We start from the raw sequence: 21,392 nt of genomic DNA on the forward strand, positions 1-21,392 counted from the left end.
GGGGCGCTCCTCGGGCTGGTGTGTCCCCATCGGTACAGGGCTCCGGCTCTCGCGCCGAAGCCTACTGCGCCTGTCCGGGGCGCTCACTGGGCCGTACCCGCTCGCCGGGGCGGGCGCGGAAGCGGTGATACGGCCAGGCAGGGACTCCAACCAGGCGGCGCGCGCTGCTCCAGCCGGGCGACGCCGAGAAGGGACGGGTCCGTCCGTAGCGGGCAGAGCGGGGTTTTTCATGCGGAGACGGGGCGCTCTACGCCGTACGGGAAGTGGGGACGCCGGTACGGAGGCGGGGGCGGGCCGGCTCGGGCGGCGGTATGAGGGCGAGGTGGACGTCCTTCGTAGCGGCAGCCCGCAGCCCGTGGCGCCGGGGCTCCGCCGCTGGTGGGCGGGCGGATTCCGGAGCCACGGGCCGTTCGGCTCGGGCGGTGGGGCCGTTGTGCGGTGGCGTGGGGTCCACTCAGCCGCCGATCACGCCGCCGAAGAGGCCGCCGTGGGCCATGCCGACGAGGAGGCCGATTCCCGCGGCGCCCATGCCGATGATCAGCCCGAAGCGCTCCCGGGTGGTGACGGAGATGTACTGCCCCCAGCCACCGACCGCGAGGCCGGCGAGCCCCGCCCAGGAGCTCAGCAGGTGGAAGCTGTGGAAGAAGGACGAGATGAAGGCCAGGAACCCCAGCACGAGTGTGAGTGCGGTGAGGGTGTTCTGGAGAGGGTGTGGCCGTCCGTCTCCGGAGACGAGGGAGTTAGCAGAGGGCTGATGCGCGGACGGGGGACGTATTGCCTGTGCCATGGGGCACCTCCTGACGGGACGGGTGCCCTGTAGCACCGGTCACATCCGTTCTGTACAGATTGCGTCCCCTCGGGGCCGGATTTCAACCGGAAGCCGGTGTGCGGGTACTGTGTACCGTCTGCGCCGGTGTCTGTCCGGTCACCCGAACGGGCCCTCCTCCTCGGCGGAGGGCGCGTTGTCAGTGGGGCCCAGTACCGTCGCTACGCATGAACAACCCTCCTGCCACGGATTGTCCGTGGCCGCTGAGTCCGAAGGAGGTGGGTTACCTATGCGTCACTACGAGGTGATGGTGATCCTCGACCCCGATCTGGAAGAGCGCTCTGTCGCTCCCCTGATCGAGAGCTTCCTCTCCGTGGTCCGTGAGGCCGACGGAAAGGTCGAGAAGGTCGACACCTGGGGCCGTCGTCGTCTGTCCTACGAGATCAACAAGAAGCCCGAGGGGATCTACTCGGTCATCGACCTCCAGGCCGAGCCCGCGGTCATCAAGGAGCTCGACCGTCAGATGAATCTGAACGAGTCGGTCCTCCGGACCAAGGTCCTCCGTCCCGAGACCCACTGAGCGCTCTGGCTCAGGGACTCGCGGACGTCGAGTAGCCACGTACCCGCCAGAGCACATTCCGCCGAGAGGTACATCCCATGGCAGGCGAGACCGTCATCACGGTCGTCGGCAATCTTGTCGACGACCCGGAGCTGCGCTTCACCCAGTCCGGTGCGGCCGTCGCGAAGTTCCGCGTCGCGTCCACCCCGCGCACCTTCGACCGGCAGACCAACGAGTGGAAGGACGGCGAAAGCCTCTTCCTCACGTGCTCGGTCTGGCGGCAGGCCGCGGAGAACGTGGCGGAGTCGCTTCAGCGCGGCACCCGCGTCATCGTTCAGGGCCGGTTGAAGCAGCGGTCCTACGAGGACCGTGAAGGCATCAAGCGCACGGTCTACGAGCTGGACGTCGACGAGGTCGGCGCCAGCCTGCGCAATGCCACCGCCAAGGTCACCAAGACCAGCGGCGGGGGCGGGCGCGGCGGCCAGGGGGGCTACGGCGGAGGCCCGCAGGACGGCGGCTGGGGCGGAAACCCCGGCGGCGGTCAGCAGCAGCCCCAGCAGGGCGGCGGCGGTGCACCCGCCGGCGACCCCTGGGCCACCGGTGCTCCCTCAGGCGGAGGGCAGCAGGGCGGCGGGGGCTGGGGCGGGAACTCCGGCGGCGGCTACTCGGACGAGCCCCCCTTCTAGGACCCTCGGGTCCTGGGGTGGGCCTTCCCACTTCTTGATCACACAGGAGAAACACCATGGCGAAGCCGCCTGTGCGCAAGCCTAAGAAGAAGGTCTGCGCATTCTGCAAGGACAAGGTCACGTACGTGGACTACAAGGACACGAACATGCTGCGGAAGTACATTTCCGACCGCGGCAAGATCCGTGCCCGCCGCGTGACCGGCAACTGCACCCAGCACCAGCGCGATGTCGCCACGGCCGTGAAGAACAGCCGTGAGATGGCGCTGCTGCCCTACACGTCCACCGCGCGCTGAGAGAGGGTGACCATCGCATGAAGATCATCCTCACGAACGAGGTCTCCGGTCTCGGTGGCCCCGGCGAGGTCGTCGACGTCAAGGACGGGTACGCCCGTAACTACCTGGTCCCGCGTGGTTTCGCGATCCGCTGGACCAAGGGTGGCGAGAAGGACGTCGCGCAGATTCGTCGCGCGCGCAAGATCCACGAGATCGCCACGATCGAGCAGGCCAACCAGATCAAGGCCGAGCTGGAGGGTGTCAAGGTCCGCCTTGCGACCCGCTCCGGCGAAGCCGGCCGTCTGTTCGGCTCCGTGACCCCCGCCGACATCGCCTCGGCGATCAAGGCCGCGGGTGGCCCGAACGTGGACAAGCGCCGCATCGAGCTGACGACGCCGATCAAGTCGCTCGGCGCCCACGAGGCGTCCGTGCGTCTGCACCCCGAGGTGGCCGCCAAGGTCAACATCGAGGTCGTCTCCGCCTGAGCGTCTCGCTGACGCTGAAGCAGCGAAGGGGCCGCACCACTTGTGGGTGCGGCCCCTTCGGCGTGTGCGGGACCGGGACGGCGGGTGCTCGCCCGCCGACGTGAGCCGGTACGGGTCGGGGCATCGCGTACGCGGCCGGGGGATGTTTCACGTGAAACATCCGGTGCCGCCGGGCTCGCGGTGTTTCACGTGGAACATCCCCGCCGGTTCAGCGGCTCGCCCCTGTGACGACCCAGCGCCCCGAGCGGGAGCGCAGCCAGAGGGTGAGCATCCGGACCACCATCATGAGGGCCATCGCTCCCCACAGCGCCGTGAGCCCGCCGCCCCACACAGGGACGAGAAGGGCCACGGGCGTGAAGATCGCGAGGGTGAGAATCATCGCGACGGCGAGGTAACGCCCGTCGCCCGCGCCCATCAGCACCCCGTCGAGTACGTAGACGATCCCGCAGACCGGCTGGACGAAGGCGACGACGAGCAGGGCCGGGAAGGCCGCGTCGTGAACGACGGAGTCCCCGGAGAAGAGCGGGATGTACAGCGGGCGCCCGGCGATGACGAGTGCGCCGAGGACGACGCCGGAGGCGATGCCCCAGTGGACCATCCTGCGGCACACGTTCTTGGCGCCCTCGGCGTCATCCGCGCCCAGGTAGCGGCCGATGATGGCCTGGCCCGCGATGGCGATGGCGTCGAGGGCGAAGGAGAGCAGGCTCCACAGGGACAGCACGATCTGGTGCGCGGCGATGTCCGCGTCCCCGAGCCGTGCCGCGACGGCCGTGGCGATCATGAGGATCGCGCGCAGCGAGAGGGTGCGGACGAGGAGCGGCGCCCCGGCGCGGGCGCTGTTGTGTATCCCCGCGAGGTCGGGGCGGAGCGAGGCCCCGTGGCGGCGGGCGCCCCGTACGACCACGTAGAGGTAGACGAGCGCCATGCCGCACTGGGCGATGACCGTGCCCCAGGCGGACCCTGCGATGCCGAGGCCCGCTCCGTAGACGAGGACGGCGTTGAGCACGCCGTTGGCGAGGAAGCCGCCCACGGCGACGTAGAGCGGCGTCCGGGTGTCCTGGAGGCCCCGCAGCACGCCGGTCGCCGCGAGGACGATGAGCATGGCCGGGATGCCGAGCGCGGAGATCCGCAGATAGGTCGTGGCGTACGGGGCCGCGGTGCCGGAGGCTCCGAAGACGTCGACGAGCCAGGGAGCGGTGGGTACGGCGAAGGCGACGACCAGGAGCCCGAGGAGCAAGGCCAGCCAGATACCGTCGATTCCCTGGCGCAGCGCGGCGGCGAGATGGCCCGCGCCGACGCGCCGGGAGACGGCGGCCGTCGTCGCGTAGGCGAGAAACACGAAGACGCTGACCGCCGTGGTGAGCAGGGCGGAGGCGACACCGAGGCCGGCGAGTTGCGGGGTGCCCAGGTGGCCGACGATGGCGCTGTCCACCATGACGAAGAGCGGTTCCGCGACGAGGGAGCCGAACGCCGGGAGGGCGAGGGCGACGATCTCGCGGTCGTGCCGGCGCAGGGCGGTGCGGGACTGCTCGGGAGGGCGGGTCATGGACTAAATCTAATCTTCCACAGGTAAGAGACGCAAAGCTCTGCAACCCTTACGGATTGCCGGGATGGGCTTGCTCGGAGGTGTCCGGTTTCGCGATCTTGGGCCACTCGGGAAATTTTTTCTTCCCCACAGGCGGTGGACGAGGAAACCGCAGGTCACATGAGGTGCTCCGAGGAGAGGTCGGGCTTGTTCACAGAGCTTTCCACCGGCTCATGCACAGGTTCGGGCGAGTTCTCCACAGCTCTGGGCTGGTTATCCACAGTGCCTGTGGATAACCAGATTGGCTGACGGTGCCGACGGGCCTAACGTTATGCGGCGCCCACCGTGCGGCGGCGCGTGGAACGGCACGGCAAGGTCCGTTCCACGGATGTGAGGAGGAGGCCCGGTGAGCATTTCCGAGCCCTTGGACGATCCCTGGGCCGAGAGCGGGCCCGGTGACCGACTGCCCTCATCCCGCAGGCGCCGCGAGGACGACGACCGGGGCGGTCGGCCGGACGGGCACGGCGGGCGCGGGGACCAGGCGCGCGGCGGCCAGGGACGGGGCGAGCAGGGACGCGGCGAGCGCCACGACCGGGGCCAGGAGGGCGGCGACTGGGACGGACCGGCCGCCTTCGAGCGCGTACCCCCGCAGGACCTCGACGCCGAGCAGTCGGTGCTCGGCGGCATGCTGCTCTCCAAGGACGCCATCGCCGACGTCGTGGAGATCCTCAAGGGCTCCGACTTCTACCGGCCCGCGCACGAAGTCGTCTACCAGGCGATTCTCGACCTGTACGCGAAGGGCGAGCCCGCCGACCCGATCACGGTGGCCGCGGAGCTGACCCGGCGCGGGGAGATCACGAAGGTCGGCGGAGCCCCGTACCTGCACACCCTCGTGCAGACAGTGCCGACGGCGGCCAACGCGGAGTACTACGCCGAGATCGTCCACGAGCGTGCCGTGCTGCGCCGCCTTGTCGAGGCCGGCACGCGCATCACGCAGATGGGATACGCGGCGGACGGCGACGTCGACGAGATCGTCAACAACGCCCAGGCCGAGGTCTTCAAGGTCACCGAGCAGCGCACGAGCGAGGACTACCTCCCGCTCGGCGACATCATGGAAGGCGCGCTCGACGAGATCGAGGCGATCGGCTCGCGCAGCGGCGAGATGACCGGCGTCCCGACGGGCTTCGCGGACTTCGACGCCCTGACCAACGGCCTGCACCCCGGACAGATGGTCGTCATCGCCGCCCGTCCCGCGATGGGCAAGTCCACGCTCGCGCTCGACTTCGCCCGCGCGGCATCGATCAAGAACAACCTCCCGAGCGTCATCTTCTCGCTCGAAATGGGCCGCAACGAGATCGCGATGCGTCTGCTGTCGGCCGAGGCGCGAGTCGCCCTGCACCACATGCGCTCCGGCACGATGACCGACGAGGACTGGACCCGCCTCGCGCGCCGGATGCCGGAGGTCTCGGCGGCGCCGCTCTACATCGACGACTCGCCGAACCTGTCGATGATGGAGATCCGCGCGAAGTGCCGACGGCTCAAGCAGCGCAACGACCTCAAGCTCGTCGTGATCGACTACCTCCAGCTCATGCAGTCGGGCGGCAAGGGCCGCGCCGAGAGCCGCCAGCAGGAGGTCTCGGACATGTCCCGAAACCTGAAGCTGCTCGCGAAGGAGCTGGAGATCCCGGTGATCGCGCTCTCGCAGCTCAACCGTGGACCCGAGCAACGCACCGACAAGAAGCCGATGGTCTCCGACCTGCGCGAATCGGGATCGATCGAACAGGACGCCGACATGGTCATCCTGCTGCACCGCGAGGACGCCTACGAGAAGGAGTCCCCCCGCGCGGGCGAGGCCGACCTCATCGTCGCGAAGCACCGCAACGGCCCGACCGCGACGATCACGGTCGGCTTCCAGGGCCATTACTCGCGATTCGTGGACATGGCGCAGGTGTGAGGGGCAGCGTCGTAGGGTCTCAGATCTCGCGGCACAATCCCGGCTCCGATGGCACATCGGTGGCATTGGGGCCGTCGTCGTGAGACTCGCCGGTCGGGACGTTCCCCTTTCAGGTGCGGTGGTGGTTCCGGCTCGTACCGCGCGTTGAAGTTCCGCTGACACCCATGGCTGCACGGCGATCGCTCGTGGGCTGGAGGTTCGCGGTGGTACTGGGGTCAGAAGCACTACTCGGACACCTACTGGGCGGCGACGATGCGCGACCACGTGAGCTACGAGCCGCGAGGGAACTGTCGCGCTTGCCTTCGCCGACTCCGATCCGCCCGTACGCGGATCGTGGCCCAGCCTTTCCTTCTGAAGACGGTGCTTGAGGGGAAGGCACGTCGGCATATCCCGGACTGTCTCCTGCTCGCCGGGCAGGTGCCGGTGGTCGTCGATGTCAGGCCGTTGCACCGGTTGTCCAAGCCTGACGTGACCTTCGCCTTCGACTGGCCCCGGCGGGTGGGGGAATCGCGGGGGTGAAAGTACGAGGTCTGGAGCGAGCCTCCGGCCGTGGAGCACTTCGAGGTCGGCTCCCGAAGGATGGGTGACCCGGGAGGGCGATCGCACGTCACCACCAGTTCAGGGTTGACATTGACCGGTCGGTCAATAATATTGGCCGTATGGTCAATAGCGAGGCTCACGCACCTCAGCAGCTAGGTGCCGTCAGTGTGCTGGTCGGGGTCTACGCCGCCGCCATGGTCGGAACGATCGTGGTGCTGGCGGTCATGGCCTCCATGGCCCCAGAAGAGGCGACCGATGAAGCGTGGGGGCACGCCCTGATCGTCATGTTCTTCGCGATCCTCCTTCTGGTGCGACTCCGGTCCGCCCGATCGGGCAGCACGAGGGCAGTCCGGGCACTCGGCATCATTGCCACGGCGGTGCTCGTCGTGAACCTGGTGGAAGCCGCCCTGCCGGGTGTCTTCCCCGGGTGGATGCGGGTCGAGATGATGGCGATCGCCCTGTGGATGTCGGTACTGCTCATCCTGGTGCGTCGTGCGGCAGGCCGCTGACTGATGCCTCTCACAGACCCGCCAGCTAGGAATGAAGGTGTGAACACACCCCGTCGAGAGCCTCGACCACGTCCGAGCAATCGTCAGCGTCTCAGTGAGGAGGTGCGTCGGACACAGATCATCAAGGCCACTATCGCGGTGGTCGCTGAACTCGGCTACGAGGGCGCCTCTCTTGCCCGGATCGCCGAGCAGGCGGACGTTTCCAAAGGCTTGGTCTCGCACTACTTCACGGACAAGGATCGCCTGATGGAAACAGTCGCCAGGACGACTCTGGCGACCCTCAGGCAGACCATTGCCGACTCTCTCGTCCTGACCGATCCGGTTCCCGAGGTCATCCGCGCGGCGATTCACCGTGTGGCCCGCCTGAGCGCGACGCACCAAGCCGAAATGACCGCGATGCGGCAGATCAGCACCAACCTGCGTGAGGCCGACGGGAGCCTACGTCTCGGCCTCACCGAGTACGAAGAGACCTACCAAGGTCAGGAGGCCCTGTTCCGTCGCGGTCAGGAAGAAGGTAGCCTCCGCGACTTCGACACCCGGGTCATGTCGATCACCTACCAGGGCGCCATCGACACGATGGTCACCTACCTCCATGAGCATCCCGAGGCCGATGCCCGCCACTACGCGGACGCCCTCGCTGACCTCATCATCGCCGCCATCAGGCGCTGCTGAAGAGTTGCCACGGAACTGAGACACGGGCGCCTGGACACGGGCTGAGACAACTCGGAAACCCGCTGATCAGGGCGGTGTCCCAGGACGTGAGCGGCGAGATCCCGCAACGCGGTCCGGCCAGGTGACCGGCGCGTGAAGCGGCATCGTTGACGGGCGCGGGGCGCGGGGCGCGGGCAGTTCAGGCCGGCCGTCGGACGCCGTTGTCGCTGCGGAGGGCGGGGCATTCGGCGTCGTTCAAGGAGGGGAAGGACTCACGCGACGAACGCCCCGTCGATGAGGACCGGGACGGTGGTGGACGCGTCGAGTTCGGAGGCGAGGGCGATGTCGTCCTCGTAGCCGCTCGCCCGGAGTTCGCGGGCCGAGGCGCAGTCCGCGACGGTGGCGGTGAGGTCCGAGGTGTGCGCGAAGGCCGTGGCGGCGAGTGCGGCCTCCGGCGACAACCCGCCGCGGCCCGCGCGGCGCAGGGCGGAGATCACGGCTCCGGCGCCGAGAAGGTCTTCGAGCGCGGGTCTGAGGCTGCCGTCCGGCCAGCGCTCGCCGGACGCCACCACCAGGACGGGTCGCTCGGGCGTACCCCAGCCGCACCCCACCAGCCGCCGGCCGACCGCTCCCGCGTTGCGCAACGAACCCGCGATGACCGGTCCGCCACCGGCCGCCGCGGCGATGGTGGAGCCGTTGGGGGACGGGAGCACCAGACGGGGGGTGAAGGGCGCGCGGCGCAGTGCGGCCGGCGACAGCGACCACGGGTACGCCTCGGTGGCCTTGCTCCGGCCCACGGCCAGCCGGGCGCCGACCTCCCCGGCGAAGGCTTCGGCCGTCTCGTCCCGCCAGCGGTAGGGGAAGACGTGGGTGCCCGCCTCCACCGCGACCGTTACCGACGTGGTGAACGACAGGACGTCGACCACCACGAGACACGCGGCCTCCCGCGCGAGGAGCCCCGCGCCGACCGGCCCCCACTCGAACCGCACTCCATGACCCGCCTGCGCGAACCACTCACTCATGGGCGGAGATCGTGCCAGAGCGCGCCCGGGCCCCGGCTCGCGGGCGGGCCCCGGCTCGCGCCCGGCCCTGGCCATCGAGGGCTGGTGCCCGGGCCCTTGTGACGGCCGGATGGACGACCCGGAGGCCGCAGGGCGACGGCGGTACGAGGGCGCGGCGACGCCTTGAGAGGCGGCCACGCGGCCTCGGGGCGGCACTGGGCTGGGCAGGGGAGGTACTCGCCGCCTGGAGGTGCGGCAGCCGGGGCGACGGACGGTGCGTCCGCGTCCGTGTCGGTGCTGTGCGGCTGCCGTGGCGGGGACCGGCCCCCACTGGTCCAAGGCACACCCGCCGCGGAGCGCTTTCGAGGGCGTTCTGACGGCAAGGTTCGCGTGGTGGGTGTCAGAGCGTGTGCTGCCTCCGCACGCTGTCGATGCTTCGTCGGCGGTACGTGGAGACGCGGCGCACGCGGTCCGCGTCCGTCGGGAACTCACCGCTCTCGCCATCCCCGTGCTGCCCACGCGGACGCTGCCCGAGGCCTTCGACGGCCTGCGCGCGAGCGCATGGACGGAGGCGGAGGAGCACGCGCCGCATCCTTCGGACACCTCCTCCCTGGGGCGGCGACGACGTCGGAACGCCGCAGGCTCAGGGGCCGACCCCTCCGAACTCTTTTGCGGGAGACGTTGCTGACTGGGCATCGGGAAGACTGCCCGCATGAGTGAACTCATTCTGATGGCCGACCGGCGCGTGGCCGCGATACCCGTGCGCGAGTGCGGGGAACCGCTTGTCGATGTGCGCACGAGCGGGGAACTGCTCGTCGACACGCGGAAGGAGGCGGATTCGGCGGGAGAGTTCGCGCACCTGCGCGCGGGCGTGCTGGAACGGCTGCTGGAGGCGCAGCGGCGCCTGCCCCAGGGCCTACGGCTGCTGTACGTCGAGGGGTACCGGCCGCCCGCCCTCCAGCGGAGCTACTTCGAGGAGTACGCGGACGAACTGCGCGCCGCGCATCCCGAGTGGCCCGCCGAGCGGATCAGGGCCGCAGCAAGCCGGTACGTATCGCCGCCCGAGATCGCCCCGCACAGCGCCGGTGCCGCCGTGGACGTCACACTCGCGGACACCGGTGGACGGGAACTCGATCTCGGTACCCGCATGAACGCGAGCCCGGAGGAGAGCGACGGGGCTTGCTACACGGACGCGGAGGACATCGGCGCGGAGGCGAGAGCGCACCGAGCGCTCCTGGGCGAGGCACTGCGCGGCGCGGGGTTCGTCAACTACCCGACCGAGTGGTGGCACTGGTCCTACGGCGATCGCTACTGGGCTCTCGCGACCGGCGCGGAGGCGGGGCTGTACGCCGCGGTGGAGAGTACGGGTCCGGCCTGAGCCTCCCGTAGGAGAGCTGCCGTACGGGCGCGAGGGCCCCGCGCGCGGTCCGGCCCGGCGCTCCTCAGCCGAGGACGAGGGGCAGGCGTACCGGGGCGGAGGCGCGCTCCTCCGGGGTCGGAGTGCGACGCCCCGTACCGACGAGGAGTGCCTCCCGGTCCGAGAAGGAGGGCGGGAAGGGGGCGCCGGCGATGCGGCCGAGGAGGGCGCGGGCGCTCGCGAGGCACTCGGCCGGGGGCGCGGCGGCGTGCGGCAGGTGGGCGGTGAGATCGAGGTGGTGGAGGGTCCACTCCAGGACGTACGCCGACAGGTAGTCGGCCACGGAGAGAACCTGCCCCTGCGTGCCGACGTGGGTCTCCGGCACGGCGAGACGGGCCGCCCGGCCCGCCGCCGAACCGACGTCCTCCAGGTGGAACTTCAGCAGTGCCGGCTCCTGGTAGGCCGCCGCGAGACGGACGGTCAGCGCGTCGAGCGGGTCCGTGCCGTCCGGCGGCGCCTCGCCCACCTGCCAGTACGTCACGGCGTCGCGCGTCGGCGCGCCTCGCTCGGGAGTGGCGAGGGTGATGAGGACATCCTGCGCGTCGATGACGAGATGGCAGACGAGATCCCGTACGCGCCAGCCCGCGCAACCGCTGGGCCGGGCGAAGTCCTCGTCGCGGAGCCCGGCGACCGTGTCGAGCAGGGACGTGAGGGCCTGGGAGAAGAGATCCACCCCAGCAGGCTACGCGGCGGACACGAGGCTCCCTCAGGACACGAGGCTCCCTCAGGACACGAGGCTCCCTCAGGACACGAGGGCTTCCTCAGGACACGAGGGCTTCCTCAGGAGGCGAGATCGCGGATGTGCGGCACGGCGCGGGTGAGGGCGACGACGCCCGCGGCGATCAGTGCGACGCCGAGCAGTTCGGGCAGGACGAGCCAGCCCAGATGGAGGCGCTCCTGGAAGACGAGGACACCGAGCAGGAGGCTGACCGTGGCATCGCCGATCGTGAGGGCGGGCTGCGAGGCGGCCAGCGTGCCCGCTTGCAGGGCGTTCTCCAGCAGTAGGAGGGCCGCCATGCCGGTGAGCGCGAAGCCGTAGGTCTGCCAGGCGGTGAAGAAAGCGCCCGGGCCATGGTCGGCGAAGGTACGGGTCGCCGACTTGAGGAGCGCGGCGGTCAGCGCGTTGCCCACGGCCGCCGCGAAGCCGAGCACGGTGGCGCGCAGCAACGAGGAGCGGGCGCGGCGCGCGATGAGGACCATGAGGCCCATCGCCGCGAGGCACAGGGCCACGGCCGGAATCCAGCGCGCGGCCGAGGCTTGGCTCGTACCGCCGTGCGGAGCCGCGCAGCCGAGCAGCAGCACGAGTCCCGCGACGACGCTCGCGATCGCGTACCAGCCGGTCACCGGCATCTTGCGGTGCAGCAAGGGCAGCCCGATGAGCAGCGCGAACGGCAGCTCCAGGATGAAGACGGGCTGGACGAGCGCGAGCGGCCCGTTCGTGAGCGCGAGCGCCTGGAAGAACGCGGCACCGATGACACCGCCGATGCCGAGGAGCCAGGCGGGCCGGTGGGCGAGGGCGAGGACGAGGCGCAGGCCGCCGCCCCGCGGCTGGTTGGCGGCCGCCTTGCGCTGGAAGGCGGTTCCCATCGCATTGCTCGCGGCGCCGAGTACGGCGAAGACGACGGCCAGAATGATCACAGCAGGTGCCTCCCCTCCCATGCCGCGCGTCTCACGCACGCTGCGGTACTTCCGCCCTGCGAAGGACGGGCGCATGGGGGAGCGGCCGTGGGCCGGAACGGACTGGTGGTGCTTGCCGACCGCCGATTAGCGTGCGGGCCATGACTTCCATCGACGAGGCCGGCGGGGTATCCGGCGAAGAGCCTGGCAGGGCGACCGGCGCACTGCTGGACGGGACACGGCGGGCCCTGCTGCGCAAGATCGCCGTGGCGCAGGCCGAGCAGCGGGTGCCGTCCGTCGTGGCCGCGGTGACGCGGGGCGGAGGGCAGGTATGGAGCGGGGCACGCAGTTGTGTCGACGGGCACGCCCCTGACGACCAGGTGCAGTACCGCATCGGCTCGATCACCAAGACCTTCACCGCGGTGCTCGTGCTGCGCCTGCGCGAGGAGGGGCTGCTCGAACTGGGCCACCCGGTGGAGCGGTACGTGCCGGAGGCCGGGCTCGGCCCGGAGGTGACGGTCCGCCAACTCCTCGCCCACACCGGCGGCCTGGCCGCGGAGGCGCCGCCGCCCTGGTGGGAGCGGACGCCGGGGAGCCTGCGGCCGCAGCTCACCGATGTGCTGGGTGCGGAGCCCTTCCGTCACGAACCCGGCTTGCTGCACCACTACTCCAACCCCGGATTCACCGTCCTCGGCGCGCTCGTCGCCGCCGTGCGGGGGACGACATGGGAGGAGGCGCTGCGCACGGAGATCCTGGAACCGCTCGGCCTGCGGCGGACCGGTGTACGCCCCGAGGCGCCGAGCGCCGGTGGCTGGGCCGTGCACCCGTGGGCCGATCTGCTCCAGGAAGAGAAGGTGGAGGACTTGGGGCTCATGGCTCCGGCGGGGCAGCTGTGGTCCACGGCCGCCGACCTCGCCCGCTTCGCCGGCTTCCTGCTGCGCGGGGACGACGAAGTGCTGAGCATTGACGGGGTGCGTGAGCTGCGCGTTCCCGCGGCCCCCGGTGACGGGGACAGCGGATACGGCCTCGGTACCCAGCTTCTGCACCGTGGAGGCCGGGATCTGGCCGGGCACACGGGTTCCGTGCCGGGTTTCACGGCCGGGCTGTGGATCTGCGAGGAGGAGGATCTGGGCGCCGTGGTCCTGGGCAACGCCACCTCGCAGCTCAGCTCGGGGACGCTCGCCGCTGAACTGCTCGAACTCGTGGCGAAGGCCGAACCGCGCATCCCCGAGCCATGGAAGCCGCTCCCGCGCGTGGACGAGGAGCTTCTGGCGCTGACGGGCCTGTGGTACTGGGGCAGCGACCCGGTCGCGCTACGTCTCGGGGCGGGCGGGGGACTGGAACTCGGGCCGGTCAAGGGCGGACGGCAGTCACGTTTCGTGCCTGCGGACGACGGGAACTGGGTGGGGCTCGACGGCTACTACTCGGGCGAGGTGCTGAGCGTCGTACGGGGACCGGGGGGCGGGGTGAGCCACCTCGACCTGGGTTCCTTCGTCTTCACGCGAGAGCCGTATGCGGAGGGCGGCCCGACGCCGGGCGGGGTGGTGGCGGAGGGGTGGCGGGGACTGCCGGGCTGAGAGCGGGGATGTTTCACGTGAAACATGGGCTGACCGCCGCTTTGGGGGGCGATGTTTCACGTGAAACATCACCTCGGGCAGCTCCTCCCGTTCGGTGGTGCCGCGATGTTTCACGTGGAACATGCCGTGTGTCCGGCCCGCGATGTTTCACGTGAAACATCGCGGGCCGGTGCAGGCTCCGCGCGTGAGCCTGCAGCGCACGTGCTCAGGGGCTCACGTGCTCACCGCGTGAGCCTGAAACCCAGCTGCTCAGAGCGTGAGTTTGAAGCCCACGTGCGAGTCCACGAAGCCGAGCCGCTTGTAGAAGCGATGGGCGTCGGTGCGGGTGGCGTCCGAGGTGAGCTGGACGAGGCTCGCGCCCTGGCGGCGGGATTCTTCGATGGCCCAGGTGATGAGCTGGGTGCCGAGCCCTCCTCCGCGAGTGGTGGCTGACACTCGTACCGCCTCGATGATCGTGCGGGTGGTGCCCTTGCGGGACAGGCCGTGCAGCACGCTCAGCTGAAGCGTGCCCACGACTTCGCCGTCGCTCTCGGCCACGATGAGGTGCTGGTTCTTGTCCTCGTGGATGCGGGCGAACGCCTCGTGGTACGGAGCGAGGTCGTCCGGGGACTCGCGCTGGGCGCCGAGCGGATCGTCCGCGAGCATGGCGACGATCGCGCTGATGTCGTCGGGCGTGGCACGGCGTATATGGAGGGTGCTCATGGCCGCGATCCTAGGCTCGACGTCTCCCGGGGCCTCTCGGTCCTTGTCCTTGGACGCGGCTCAGACAGGCCGGCCGAGGAGACGGGGCGAGGCGTCCAGGTGTTCCATGGCGGTGACGAGCGGGGCGAGCTGCGGGTCGAGAGCGGCCTCGTCGAGTGCGGCGCGCAAGGCCGCGTCATTGGTCGGACGGGCCTCCTCCAGGAGCACCCGGCCCGATTCGCTCACGTCGGTGTAGATGCCGCGCCGGTCGGTGGGGCAGAGGTAGCGGGCCAGCAGGCCCCGGTCTTCCAGGCGCGTCACGAGACGGGTCGTCGCCGACTGACTGAGTACGACGGCCTCCGCGACCTGCCGCATCTGGAGGTGACCGCCTTCGCCGTCGTGCTGACGGCTGAGGACATCGAGGAGCGAGTACTCCCGCACGCTGAGGCTGTGCGCCGCCTGGAGCGCGCGTTCGATGCGCGACTCGATCCGGCTGTGCAGCAGCGAGAGGGCGGACCAGCTGTGTGCGAGTGCTGTGAGAGCGGGGTCGGTCGCTGTCATCGTTCTCTCCTCCGTCCGTCTCGGGCGTTCCAGCCTAGGCCAGGTATGAAATATCCACTGGTTGCGACTATACGGCGCCTGCAAATATTCCAGTCGGGTCCGAGCCGGAGCCCCCGGCCCGAGCCCCCGCCCGGCCCGAGCCCCCGCCCGGCCCGAACCCTCGCCCGGACCGAGCCCCCGCCCGGCCCGAACCCCCGCCCGGCCCGAACCCCCGCCCGGATCGGGACCCCAGCCCGAACCGGGGCCTCAGAACCTCAGACCGGGCCCCAGCCCCCGCTCAGCCCGTCGCCGTGCTCAGCGGTGCGTACCGCTGGAGCCGGTTCCCGGGCAGCGCGGGCGTGCCGCGCAGCATCAGGCGGCTGTGGAGTACGGGGCGCAGGCCATGGTCGGTGAGCCAGTCGCGCAGCTCCTCCTGGTGGTTCTCCAGCACGATGCGTACCGGCGTACGCACCTCCTGGACCAGATCGGCCACCAGGGCTTGAGCGAGGACCGGTTCACGGGCGACGAGGGGACCGAGGAGAGCGGCGTGGGGCTCGGTGCGGAGGGCGGCGAAGCCCAGGACCTGGCCCTCGGCGTCCTCGGCGAGGCTCATCCGGTCGGCGAAGGCCGGGAGGCGGGCGAGCAACGGCGTACGGTCCAGGCCGAAGATCTCCCGGTCGACGTCGAGCAGAGTGCGTAGATCCCCGGCGGTCGCCCGCCTGACCCGCACCCCCGGAACCGCGCCGGCACCGGCGAAGTGGCCCTCCAGCGTTTCCACGTCCCCTGTCGCCGCCGCGCGGAAGCCGAGGTCCTCGTAGAACGGCAGGCGCTCCTCGCTCGTGTAGAGCGCGAGGGCTTCTACGGGCTCCTGCGCGATCACCTCGCTGAGCAAGCGACGACCGAGCCCCCGTCCCGCGTGGTCGCGGCTCACGAGCAGCATGCTGAGCACCGTAAGGCCGGGGCGCTCCGCCGGGCCGTAGCGGTGGCTGACGCAGACCGCGCGGAGCCCGCTGCGTGGGTCGTCGATGCCGTATCCGGTGCCTGCGGTCAGGAGCAGGGTCCACAGCCGTCGGTCAGGGAACCAGCCTCTGTTCTGTGCCAGCTCCAGGCAGTGCGGGAGATCGTGCAGGGTCAGCCTGCGGAGAGCCAGAGCGGCGGACGGCGGAGGAGTGGGCAGCACGCGCTCAGGCTTACCGACGTCAGGGGCGTGCGTCCACCCTCTTTTCGGACTACGGGCCTGTTCCGTGATGAGGGATGTTTCACGTGGAACATCGCGTGACGTGGGAACAACGCGTGGATGCTCGTCGGGTGACTCACGAGGGGCCGTGCCCTGCGGGCTCCGGGACGAGTCAGCCCAGATCCGCGTCGAGGAGGGCGAGGACCCCCTCGATATTGCCGTCGAGGTAGTGCCGCAGGGAGAGCGGGACAAGGTGGACGGAGGCGATGCCGACGCGGGTGAAGGGGATACGGACGATCTCGTAGGTTCCACAGGGCTGTTCCATCTCAGGACCGTGCCGCTGTTCCAGATCCATGGACACGAGGCGGCAGACGAAGAAGTACTGGACCTTGACCCCGGTGGCGCCGCCGTCCGCACCGATGTGTTCCACCGTGTCCACGAAACACGGCACGACATCGGTGATCTTCGCGCCCAGCTCCTCGTGGACCTCCCGGTGCAGGGCTTCGATGACGGTGGCGTCCTCCGGCTCCACGCCGCCGCCCGGGGTGACCCAGTAGGGGTCGACGCCGGGTTTGACGCGCTTGATGAGGACAAGATCCTCGCCGTCGAGCAGGATGGCACGAGCGGTGCGCTTGACCACGGGGCGAACGGTCATGGAGGGAATGTGGCCCGAGTTGTTTCACGTGAAACATGCGCGCCCCGGGCGCTTGGGAGGCCGTCGCACGGAGTGGAGCGTGCCCGGGGCGCGCTCAGCCCCAGTCCACCGCCGCGCGGAGCAGGCGGTCGTGGGCACGGGAGAGATGGGGCAGAGCGAGGGTGCCGGTACGGGCGACGAGAAAGTACGTACGGAGCGGAGCGACGGCGGGATCGAGCAGAAGCGTGAGCCGTCCCTCGGCGAGGGCACGCGCGCTGAGGTAGCGCGGCAGGACCGCGAGGCCCGCACCGGCCAGGACACAGCCGAGCACTGCCCGCAGGTCGGGGACGATCACCGCACCGGGACCCGGGGGCAGCGCGTCGAAGGCGGCGGTCCAGTAGCGCGCGATGAGCGGCAGCGATTCGTGGCAATCGACGAAGGGAAGCGGCTGAGCACGACCTGAAGCCGGTGCCGGGCCGCTGCCGCTGAGACGCTCGACAGGAAGCCGGTCCGCCCAGGCCGGCGCGGCGACGAGGACGAGTTCCTCGTCGCACAGCGCCGTGGCGGTGAGCAGGCCACCTCGTGGGCGGACGGTGCTGATCGCGAGATCGTGATGCCCGGCGGCGAGCCCTTCGAGGCTCTCCTGCGCGGTGCCGAACGTGGCCCGGATACCGAAGTCGAGGCCCTCACCCTTGTCGAGACCGCTCAGTGCGGGCAGGGCTCGTTCGGCGAGGAACTCCGGAGGCCCGGTGAGGTGGAGTGTGCGGGCGTGCCCGTCGCCCGTGGCGACGCCGCCCTCCGCGATCTCGACGAGAGCGTCGAGGTGGGGCGCCGCCTTGTGGGCCAGTTCCTCGCCGAGGGACGTGGGCGTCACCCCGCGCGCCTGACGCAGGAAGAGCGGGCGCCCCACCTGGCGCTCCAGGGCTCTTATCTGTGAGGTCACCGCCGGCTGCGAGAGGCCGAGCAGAGCGGCGGCACGGGTGAAAGAACCGGCACGGTGCACGGCGACGAAGGTGCGCAACAAGGCGAGATCCATCGCGACTGCCCCTCAGGTGGTCGCGGGCCCGGTGCGGACCCGGCGGTCAACGATAAATCTGGCGATACCCCGCCGTCTCCCCAGTGATTGGACATTGACAGCCAGTCAACTAGCCTTGGACGGGCGGTTCTTCGCGGAAACCGTGAGTGGTCCGAGCCACGAGGGGGGAGGCTCGGACCACCCGCGCGCCTTCCCGCCCGCTCAGCCGTGGCTCTCGTCGAGCGCCCGCAGCACGTCGGCCACGAGGTCCTCGGTGTCCTCGGCGCCCGCCGAGAAGCGGATGAAGCCCTCGGCGACCGCGTCCCCGCCCCAGCGGCGGCGCCGCTCGGCGGTGGACCGCACGCCCCCGAAGCTCGTGGCGTCCTCGACGAGCCGGGCGGACGCGAGGAAGCGTTCGGCGTGCCCGCGCGAGGGCAGCGTGAAGCCCAGGACGGTCCCGTAGCGCAGCATCTGCGTCGTGGCGAGCTTGTGCGCCCGGTCCTCGGGGAGCCCGGGGTAGCGCAGGCCGCTCACGTCGGGGTGGGTGTGCAGCGCCTCCGCGACGGCGAGCGCGTTGGCGTTCTGCCGGTCGAGGCGCAGCTGGAGCGTCGCGAGCGAGCGGTGCGCGAGCCAGGTCTCCATGGGCCCGGGGACGGCGCCGATGATCTTGCGCCAGCGCCGTACGCCTTCCAGGAGAGCCGGGTCGCGCGTTGTGACGTGGCCGAGGAGTACATCGCCGTGGCCGGTGAGGGCCTTGGTGTCCGAGGCGACCGAGAAGTCGGCGCCGAGGTCGAGCGGGCGCTGGCCGAGCGGGGTCGAAAGGGTGTTGTCGACTCCGACGAGCGCGCCCCGCTCGTGCGCGGCGGTGACGAGGCGCCGGATGTCGCAGACGTCGAGGCCGGGGTTCGACGGCGACTCGATCCACAGCAACCGCGCGCCGTCGAGCGCGTCGAGCTGGGCGTCCTCGCTGGTCGGGGCGGTGCGCACCGTCACGCCGTACGCGGTGAGCTGTTCGCGGACCAGGGGCAGGACCTGGTACCCGTCGGAGGGGAGGACCACGGTGTCCCCGGCCCGCAGCTGGGAGAAGAGCACCGCGGAGATCGCCGCCATCCCGGAGGCGAAGAGCAGCGTCCCCGCCTCCGTTCCGGGCGCCTCCAGCGCGCTGATGGCGCTTTCGAGGCGCGTCCAGGTCGGGTTGCCGTCGCGCCCGTACGTGTAGGGCCCGGCTACCTCTCCCGGCAGGTGGAAGTGGGCGGCGAAGACCGGGCCCGGCATGGTCGGCTCGTTCGGTGCCGCTTCCGGCAGTCCCGCGCGCACTGCCCTCGTTCCGTCGCCAGTCATGCTGTTCCTCTTCTCGTCCGCTGCCGCTCCCGGCCGCTCGTCGGGCCGTGACCGGGCTGGCCGTCATCTCTCCCGCACCGCGCTGTGCCGGGCTCCCAGGATGGGGTACGGGGCCACCTGCCCGTAAGGCGGCCCTGTGCGGAGGCGGCACGCGGCAGCGAGGACCGCGGGCTCTCAGGTGCGCTCGGCGGGGCGGCCGTCGGGCAGGGCGAGCGAGACGGCCCAGGAGACGACGGCGACGATGAGCCCGCCGAGCACGGCGGTCCAGAAGCCACTGACGTGGAAGGGGACGTCGATGAGGTCGCAGATCCATGACGTGAGCAGCAGCATGAGGGCGTTCACGACGAGGGTGATGAGCCCGAGAGTCAGGATGAGGAGTGGGAGGGTCACCAGCTGCACGAGGGGCTTCACCAGCACGTTCACGACACCGAAGACCAGTGCGACGATAATCAGAGTGAGCGCCCTGTGGCCGGTGTTGTGGCCGGTGAGGGTGATGCCGTCGAGCAGCCATACGGCCACCGCGAGGGCCGCCGCGTTGGCGAGAGTCCTGAACACGAAGGTCTTCATGGGCCGATCGTGACAGACGGGGCCGGGACCGGCGGCACGGAAGCGGCGAAGGGGTGGAGGAAGTCGATGAAGGCATTCCGGCTGGACGAGCTGGACCTCGAACGGTCCGCGAACGACGGGGCGTACTTGCAGTTCCTGCGCGAGCGGAACATGTCCGTCGGGCTGTACGCGCTCGACGCGGGGGCCGGCGACCCGCAGCAGCCGCACCGGCAGGATGAGGTCTACCTCGTGGTGAGCGGGCGGGCCGCGCTCACCGTGGGGCAGGAGACCACGGAGGTCGCGCGCGGGAGCGTCGTCTACGTACCGGCCGGGACTCCGCACCGTTTCCACCACATCAGCGAGGACCTGCGGGTCCTCGTCGTCTTCTCACCGCCGGAGGGCTGAGGCGGCGCAGGGAGCGCGGCCCGGGAGCCCACGCATGCCCCGATCCGACCCTGAGAGGGAAAGCGCAGTTCAGGGGCGCTTTTCTCAGGGTTTGCCGGGATATCGGGCTCTTTCCCCTAGGGGTACGAATCAGGGATAAGCCAGGGTTGCCACGTGCCCCTCCGCCGGGTTTTCCCGCCTAGCATCGAAGCAGGCCGGGCGGGACCCGGAACCGGTTGAAGCGAGGTAGCAACGATGGGTGTGCGGGAGATAGTCACGGACTTGCCGTGGTGGGTGAAGTGGGTGGCCGTACCGCTCATCGCGCTGGCGATCTTCGGCGGTGTGATCGTCTCGATTCTGAGCGTGGTGGTCGGCCTGCTCTTCAAGGCGCTCGTCTTCGTCGTCGTGGTCGCGGCGCTCGTCTTCGTCGTGCGCAAGTTCAAGGAGTCGGCGGGGCCAGGAAGCCGGCGCTGACCGAGGGACCTCTGCCGGTCGGCGCCGCGCCCGTCGCGCGGCCACCGGCGGGGGATATCCGCGTCCCGGAGTTGACGGGGAGCCCCCCGAATGGACGTTATCGACCACCAACTCCGTTCCGGAGGAGCGCCGTTGCCCTCCACTGATACGTAGCTCTGCGTGACGCTTGGGCCGCTGCTGTCGCCGCCCGGGGCCGGTGTGTTCGTATGGTCCGTGCGGGCCGAAGGGGTGAACGTGGGGAAATCCCCGCGTGCCTTGCATGTGCGGAACGCCTGGGGGCAGCCGGAATACGGGTGATCGGTGGCGGGGATTCCACGAATCGCCCGACCGAAAACGGCTCGGACGGATTTTCCCGCACGTTTCTTCTCGCAATCAGCAACGGCGGGATCACGCGCTGTGATGTGATGTGTTCACTGAGCTAGGTGTCAGGAGTGTCAGGGGATTTGCCCCTGGCAAGGTGACGGCAATCGACGGGGTTGGCGATGCGCGAGTCCGTACAGGCAGAGGTCATGATGAGCTTCCTCGTTTCCGAGGAGCTCTCGTTCCGTATCCCCGTCGAGCTTCGCTACGAGGCCGCCGATCCCTACGCGGTACGGCTTACCTTCCACCTGCCCGGTGATGCCCCGGTCTCGTGGACGTTCGGGCGCGAACTGCTCGCGGACGGGATCGACGAGGCTTGCGGCGACGGGGATGTACGGGTCTCGCCCGTCGAGCCGGAGCCCCTGCTCGACGGGGAGGGCCCCGGAGAACTGCACATCAGGCTCCAGGTCGGCACCGATCAGGCGCTCTTCCGGGTGGGGATGGCGCCCATCGTCGCCTTCCTCGACCGGACCGACCGCCTCGTCCCGCTGGGCGAGGAGCGTGCCTGTGCCGACTTCGAGAGCCACCTCGACGACGCCCTGCACCGCATCCTGGCCGAGGAGCCGAGCGCGGGCTGAGCCAGCCTCCAGGCTCAGCGGCGCCCGCCTCTCGTGCCTGTCGCCGCCTGCCCGTCTCTCGTGCCTGTGCGGGCCGCCCGCCCCTCGTGCGTGCCGCGCCGCC

Annotated in this window: 24 protein-coding genes; 12 read left to right on the forward strand and 12 right to left on the reverse strand. The window is 70.3% G+C overall.

Annotated elements, in window-relative coordinates; genetic code table 11:
- Positions 1-454: 454 nt before the first annotated feature.
- Entirely contained in the window at positions 455-787 is a 333-nt protein-coding gene (locus tag ACIP4O_RS00565) for a hypothetical protein (protein ID WP_401569782.1), read from the reverse strand.
- A gap of 268 nt (positions 788-1,055) precedes the next feature.
- On the opposite strand from ACIP4O_RS00565, the gene rpsF reads away from it, so the two are divergent.
- From rpsF to rplI, 4 genes are all read left to right on the forward strand, one after another.
- The gene (gene rpsF / locus ACIP4O_RS00570) at positions 1,056-1,346 is read left to right on the forward strand and encodes a 30S ribosomal protein S6 (protein WP_007824576.1); all 291 of its coding nucleotides are present in this window, start codon (positions 1,056-1,058) and stop codon (positions 1,344-1,346) included.
- A 77-nt stretch (positions 1,347-1,423) separates the two neighbouring features.
- Positions 1,424-2,011, forward strand: a complete 588-nt coding sequence (locus ACIP4O_RS00575; protein WP_010268765.1) for a single-stranded DNA-binding protein — start codon at positions 1,424-1,426, stop codon at positions 2,009-2,011.
- A gap of 56 nt (positions 2,012-2,067) precedes the next feature.
- The gene (rpsR, locus tag ACIP4O_RS00580) at positions 2,068-2,304 is read left to right on the forward strand and encodes a 30S ribosomal protein S18 (RefSeq protein WP_008746874.1); all 237 of its coding nucleotides are present in this window, start codon (positions 2,068-2,070) and stop codon (positions 2,302-2,304) included.
- Between the two features lie 17 nt (positions 2,305-2,321).
- Complete coding sequence (gene rplI / locus ACIP4O_RS00585) at positions 2,322-2,768, forward strand: 50S ribosomal protein L9 (RefSeq protein ID WP_030996087.1); 447 nt, start codon at positions 2,322-2,324, stop codon at positions 2,766-2,768.
- A gap of 208 nt (positions 2,769-2,976) precedes the next feature.
- Here the strand turns inward: rplI and ACIP4O_RS00590 are convergent, their stop codons facing one another.
- Positions 2,977-4,314 (reverse strand): MATE family efflux transporter, encoded by a 1,338-nt coding sequence (locus ACIP4O_RS00590; RefSeq protein ID WP_401569787.1) that lies wholly within the window; start codon positions 4,312-4,314, stop codon positions 2,977-2,979.
- A 385-nt stretch (positions 4,315-4,699) separates the two neighbouring features.
- Between ACIP4O_RS00590 and dnaB the strand changes: the two genes are divergently transcribed.
- The 3 genes from dnaB to ACIP4O_RS00605 all read left to right on the forward strand — a co-directional run bounded on the left by dnaB (position 4,700) and on the right by ACIP4O_RS00605 (position 7,968).
- Positions 4,700-6,247: a replicative DNA helicase gene (dnaB, locus tag ACIP4O_RS00595; RefSeq protein WP_401569789.1), complete on the forward strand. Its 1,548-nt coding sequence runs from the start codon at positions 4,700-4,702 to the stop codon at positions 6,245-6,247.
- A 659-nt stretch (positions 6,248-6,906) separates the two neighbouring features.
- Positions 6,907-7,296 (forward strand): hypothetical protein, encoded by a 390-nt coding sequence (locus ACIP4O_RS00600; RefSeq protein WP_401569792.1) that lies wholly within the window; start codon positions 6,907-6,909, stop codon positions 7,294-7,296.
- 3 nt (positions 7,297-7,299) lie between these two features.
- Positions 7,300-7,968: a TetR family transcriptional regulator gene (locus ACIP4O_RS00605; protein WP_401569794.1), complete on the forward strand. Its 669-nt coding sequence runs from the start codon at positions 7,300-7,302 to the stop codon at positions 7,966-7,968.
- A 251-nt stretch (positions 7,969-8,219) separates the two neighbouring features.
- Here ACIP4O_RS00605 and ACIP4O_RS00610 read toward each other — a convergent pair whose 3' ends face one another.
- Positions 8,220-8,969, reverse strand: a complete 750-nt coding sequence (locus tag ACIP4O_RS00610) for a 2-phosphosulfolactate phosphatase (protein ID WP_401569796.1) — start codon at positions 8,967-8,969, stop codon at positions 8,220-8,222.
- A 691-nt stretch (positions 8,970-9,660) separates the two neighbouring features.
- On the opposite strand from ACIP4O_RS00610, the gene ACIP4O_RS00615 reads away from it, so the two are divergent.
- On the forward strand, positions 9,661-10,326 hold the full coding sequence (locus ACIP4O_RS00615; RefSeq protein WP_401569799.1) for a M15 family metallopeptidase: 666 nt from the start codon (positions 9,661-9,663) through the stop codon (positions 10,324-10,326).
- Positions 10,327-10,390: 64 nt separating this feature from the next.
- Here ACIP4O_RS00615 and ACIP4O_RS00620 read toward each other — a convergent pair whose 3' ends face one another.
- Together ACIP4O_RS00620 and ACIP4O_RS00625 are read right to left on the reverse strand one after the other, a co-directional pair.
- Positions 10,391-11,038, reverse strand: coding sequence for a maleylpyruvate isomerase N-terminal domain-containing protein (locus ACIP4O_RS00620; RefSeq protein WP_401569801.1), 648 nt, complete (start codon positions 11,036-11,038; stop codon positions 10,391-10,393).
- Positions 11,039-11,145: 107 nt separating this feature from the next.
- On the reverse strand, positions 11,146-12,003 hold the full coding sequence (locus ACIP4O_RS00625) for a DMT family transporter (protein ID WP_401569804.1): 858 nt from the start codon (positions 12,001-12,003) through the stop codon (positions 11,146-11,148).
- A gap of 140 nt (positions 12,004-12,143) precedes the next feature.
- Between ACIP4O_RS00625 and ACIP4O_RS00630 the strand changes: the two genes are divergently transcribed.
- Complete coding sequence (locus ACIP4O_RS00630) at positions 12,144-13,559, forward strand: serine hydrolase domain-containing protein (RefSeq protein ID WP_401569807.1); 1,416 nt, start codon at positions 12,144-12,146, stop codon at positions 13,557-13,559.
- Between the two features lie 249 nt (positions 13,560-13,808).
- Here the strand turns inward: ACIP4O_RS00630 and ACIP4O_RS00635 are convergent, their stop codons facing one another.
- The 7 genes from ACIP4O_RS00635 to ACIP4O_RS00665 all read right to left on the reverse strand — a co-directional run bounded on the left by ACIP4O_RS00635 (position 13,809) and on the right by ACIP4O_RS00665 (position 19,514).
- Positions 13,809-14,261: a GNAT family N-acetyltransferase gene (locus tag ACIP4O_RS00635; protein ID WP_401569809.1), complete on the reverse strand. Its 453-nt coding sequence runs from the start codon at positions 14,259-14,261 to the stop codon at positions 13,809-13,811.
- Between the two features lie 60 nt (positions 14,262-14,321).
- On the reverse strand, positions 14,322-14,801 hold the full coding sequence (locus ACIP4O_RS00640) for a MarR family winged helix-turn-helix transcriptional regulator (protein WP_401569812.1): 480 nt from the start codon (positions 14,799-14,801) through the stop codon (positions 14,322-14,324).
- 277 nt (positions 14,802-15,078) lie between these two features.
- Positions 15,079-15,960, reverse strand: coding sequence for a GNAT family N-acetyltransferase (locus ACIP4O_RS00645; protein WP_401569815.1), 882 nt, complete (start codon positions 15,958-15,960; stop codon positions 15,079-15,081).
- 169 nt (positions 15,961-16,129) lie between these two features.
- Positions 16,130-16,612: an NUDIX domain-containing protein gene (locus tag ACIP4O_RS00650; protein WP_401569817.1), complete on the reverse strand. Its 483-nt coding sequence runs from the start codon at positions 16,610-16,612 to the stop codon at positions 16,130-16,132.
- A gap of 94 nt (positions 16,613-16,706) precedes the next feature.
- The gene (locus tag ACIP4O_RS00655; protein WP_401569820.1) at positions 16,707-17,627 is read right to left on the reverse strand and encodes a LysR family transcriptional regulator; all 921 of its coding nucleotides are present in this window, start codon (positions 17,625-17,627) and stop codon (positions 16,707-16,709) included.
- Between the two features lie 201 nt (positions 17,628-17,828).
- A complete protein-coding gene (locus tag ACIP4O_RS00660) occupies positions 17,829-18,947 on the reverse strand; it encodes a cystathionine gamma-lyase (RefSeq protein WP_401569823.1) in 1,119 nt (372 codons plus the stop codon).
- Positions 18,948-19,121: 174 nt separating this feature from the next.
- Positions 19,122-19,514: a phage holin family protein gene (locus tag ACIP4O_RS00665; protein WP_401569826.1), complete on the reverse strand. Its 393-nt coding sequence runs from the start codon at positions 19,512-19,514 to the stop codon at positions 19,122-19,124.
- A gap of 66 nt (positions 19,515-19,580) precedes the next feature.
- Between ACIP4O_RS00665 and ACIP4O_RS00670 the strand changes: the two genes are divergently transcribed.
- From ACIP4O_RS00670 to ACIP4O_RS00680, 3 genes are all read left to right on the forward strand, one after another.
- Positions 19,581-19,898: a cupin domain-containing protein gene (locus tag ACIP4O_RS00670; RefSeq protein WP_361326117.1), complete on the forward strand. Its 318-nt coding sequence runs from the start codon at positions 19,581-19,583 to the stop codon at positions 19,896-19,898.
- A 234-nt stretch (positions 19,899-20,132) separates the two neighbouring features.
- Complete coding sequence (locus ACIP4O_RS00675; RefSeq protein ID WP_361326120.1) at positions 20,133-20,351, forward strand: DUF5326 family protein; 219 nt, start codon at positions 20,133-20,135, stop codon at positions 20,349-20,351.
- A 482-nt stretch (positions 20,352-20,833) separates the two neighbouring features.
- Positions 20,834-21,289: an SsgA family sporulation/cell division regulator gene (locus ACIP4O_RS00680; RefSeq protein ID WP_007824617.1), complete on the forward strand. Its 456-nt coding sequence runs from the start codon at positions 20,834-20,836 to the stop codon at positions 21,287-21,289.
- Positions 21,290-21,392: the final 103 nt, after the last annotated feature.

The sequence above is a fragment of the Streptomyces sp. NPDC088923 genome, from assembly GCF_044749745.1.
Classification (GTDB): domain Bacteria; phylum Actinomycetota; class Actinomycetes; order Streptomycetales; family Streptomycetaceae; genus Streptomyces.

What these genes read in the sequence shown, in the direction of transcription:
- ACIP4O_RS00605 (WP_401569794.1), top strand. Translation starts at nt 7,300, where the DNA reads ATGCCTCTCACAGACCCGCCAGCTAGGAATGAAGGTGTGAACACACCC.
- ACIP4O_RS00590 (WP_401569787.1), bottom strand. Translation starts at nt 4,314, where the DNA reads ATGACCCGCCCTCCCGAGCAGTCCCGCACCGCCCTGCGCCGGCACGAC.
- ACIP4O_RS00635 (WP_401569809.1), bottom strand. Translation starts at nt 14,261, where the DNA reads ATGAGCACCCTCCATATACGCCGTGCCACGCCCGACGACATCAGCGCG.
- ACIP4O_RS00655 (WP_401569820.1), bottom strand. Translation starts at nt 17,627, where the DNA reads ATGGATCTCGCCTTGTTGCGCACCTTCGTCGCCGTGCACCGTGCCGGT.
- rpsR (WP_008746874.1), top strand. Translation starts at nt 2,068, where the DNA reads ATGGCGAAGCCGCCTGTGCGCAAGCCTAAGAAGAAGGTCTGCGCATTC.
- ACIP4O_RS00680 (WP_007824617.1), top strand. Translation starts at nt 20,834, where the DNA reads ATGCGCGAGTCCGTACAGGCAGAGGTCATGATGAGCTTCCTCGTTTCC.
- ACIP4O_RS00610 (WP_401569796.1), bottom strand. Translation starts at nt 8,969, where the DNA reads ATGAGTGAGTGGTTCGCGCAGGCGGGTCATGGAGTGCGGTTCGAGTGG.
- ACIP4O_RS00665 (WP_401569826.1), bottom strand. Translation starts at nt 19,514, where the DNA reads ATGAAGACCTTCGTGTTCAGGACTCTCGCCAACGCGGCGGCCCTCGCG.
- rpsF (WP_007824576.1), top strand. Translation starts at nt 1,056, where the DNA reads ATGCGTCACTACGAGGTGATGGTGATCCTCGACCCCGATCTGGAAGAG.
- ACIP4O_RS00660 (WP_401569823.1), bottom strand. Translation starts at nt 18,947, where the DNA reads ATGACTGGCGACGGAACGAGGGCAGTGCGCGCGGGACTGCCGGAAGCG.
- ACIP4O_RS00640 (WP_401569812.1), bottom strand. Translation starts at nt 14,801, where the DNA reads ATGACAGCGACCGACCCCGCTCTCACAGCACTCGCACACAGCTGGTCC.
- ACIP4O_RS00575 (WP_010268765.1), top strand. Translation starts at nt 1,424, where the DNA reads ATGGCAGGCGAGACCGTCATCACGGTCGTCGGCAATCTTGTCGACGAC.
- ACIP4O_RS00650 (WP_401569817.1), bottom strand. Translation starts at nt 16,612, where the DNA reads ATGACCGTTCGCCCCGTGGTCAAGCGCACCGCTCGTGCCATCCTGCTC.
- ACIP4O_RS00565 (WP_401569782.1), bottom strand. Translation starts at nt 787, where the DNA reads ATGGCACAGGCAATACGTCCCCCGTCCGCGCATCAGCCCTCTGCTAAC.
- ACIP4O_RS00615 (WP_401569799.1), top strand. Translation starts at nt 9,661, where the DNA reads ATGAGTGAACTCATTCTGATGGCCGACCGGCGCGTGGCCGCGATACCC.
- ACIP4O_RS00600 (WP_401569792.1), top strand. Translation starts at nt 6,907, where the DNA reads ATGGTCAATAGCGAGGCTCACGCACCTCAGCAGCTAGGTGCCGTCAGT.
- ACIP4O_RS00630 (WP_401569807.1), top strand. Translation starts at nt 12,144, where the DNA reads ATGACTTCCATCGACGAGGCCGGCGGGGTATCCGGCGAAGAGCCTGGC.
- ACIP4O_RS00675 (WP_361326120.1), top strand. Translation starts at nt 20,133, where the DNA reads ATGGGTGTGCGGGAGATAGTCACGGACTTGCCGTGGTGGGTGAAGTGG.
- rplI (WP_030996087.1), top strand. Translation starts at nt 2,322, where the DNA reads ATGAAGATCATCCTCACGAACGAGGTCTCCGGTCTCGGTGGCCCCGGC.
- ACIP4O_RS00670 (WP_361326117.1), top strand. Translation starts at nt 19,581, where the DNA reads ATGAAGGCATTCCGGCTGGACGAGCTGGACCTCGAACGGTCCGCGAAC.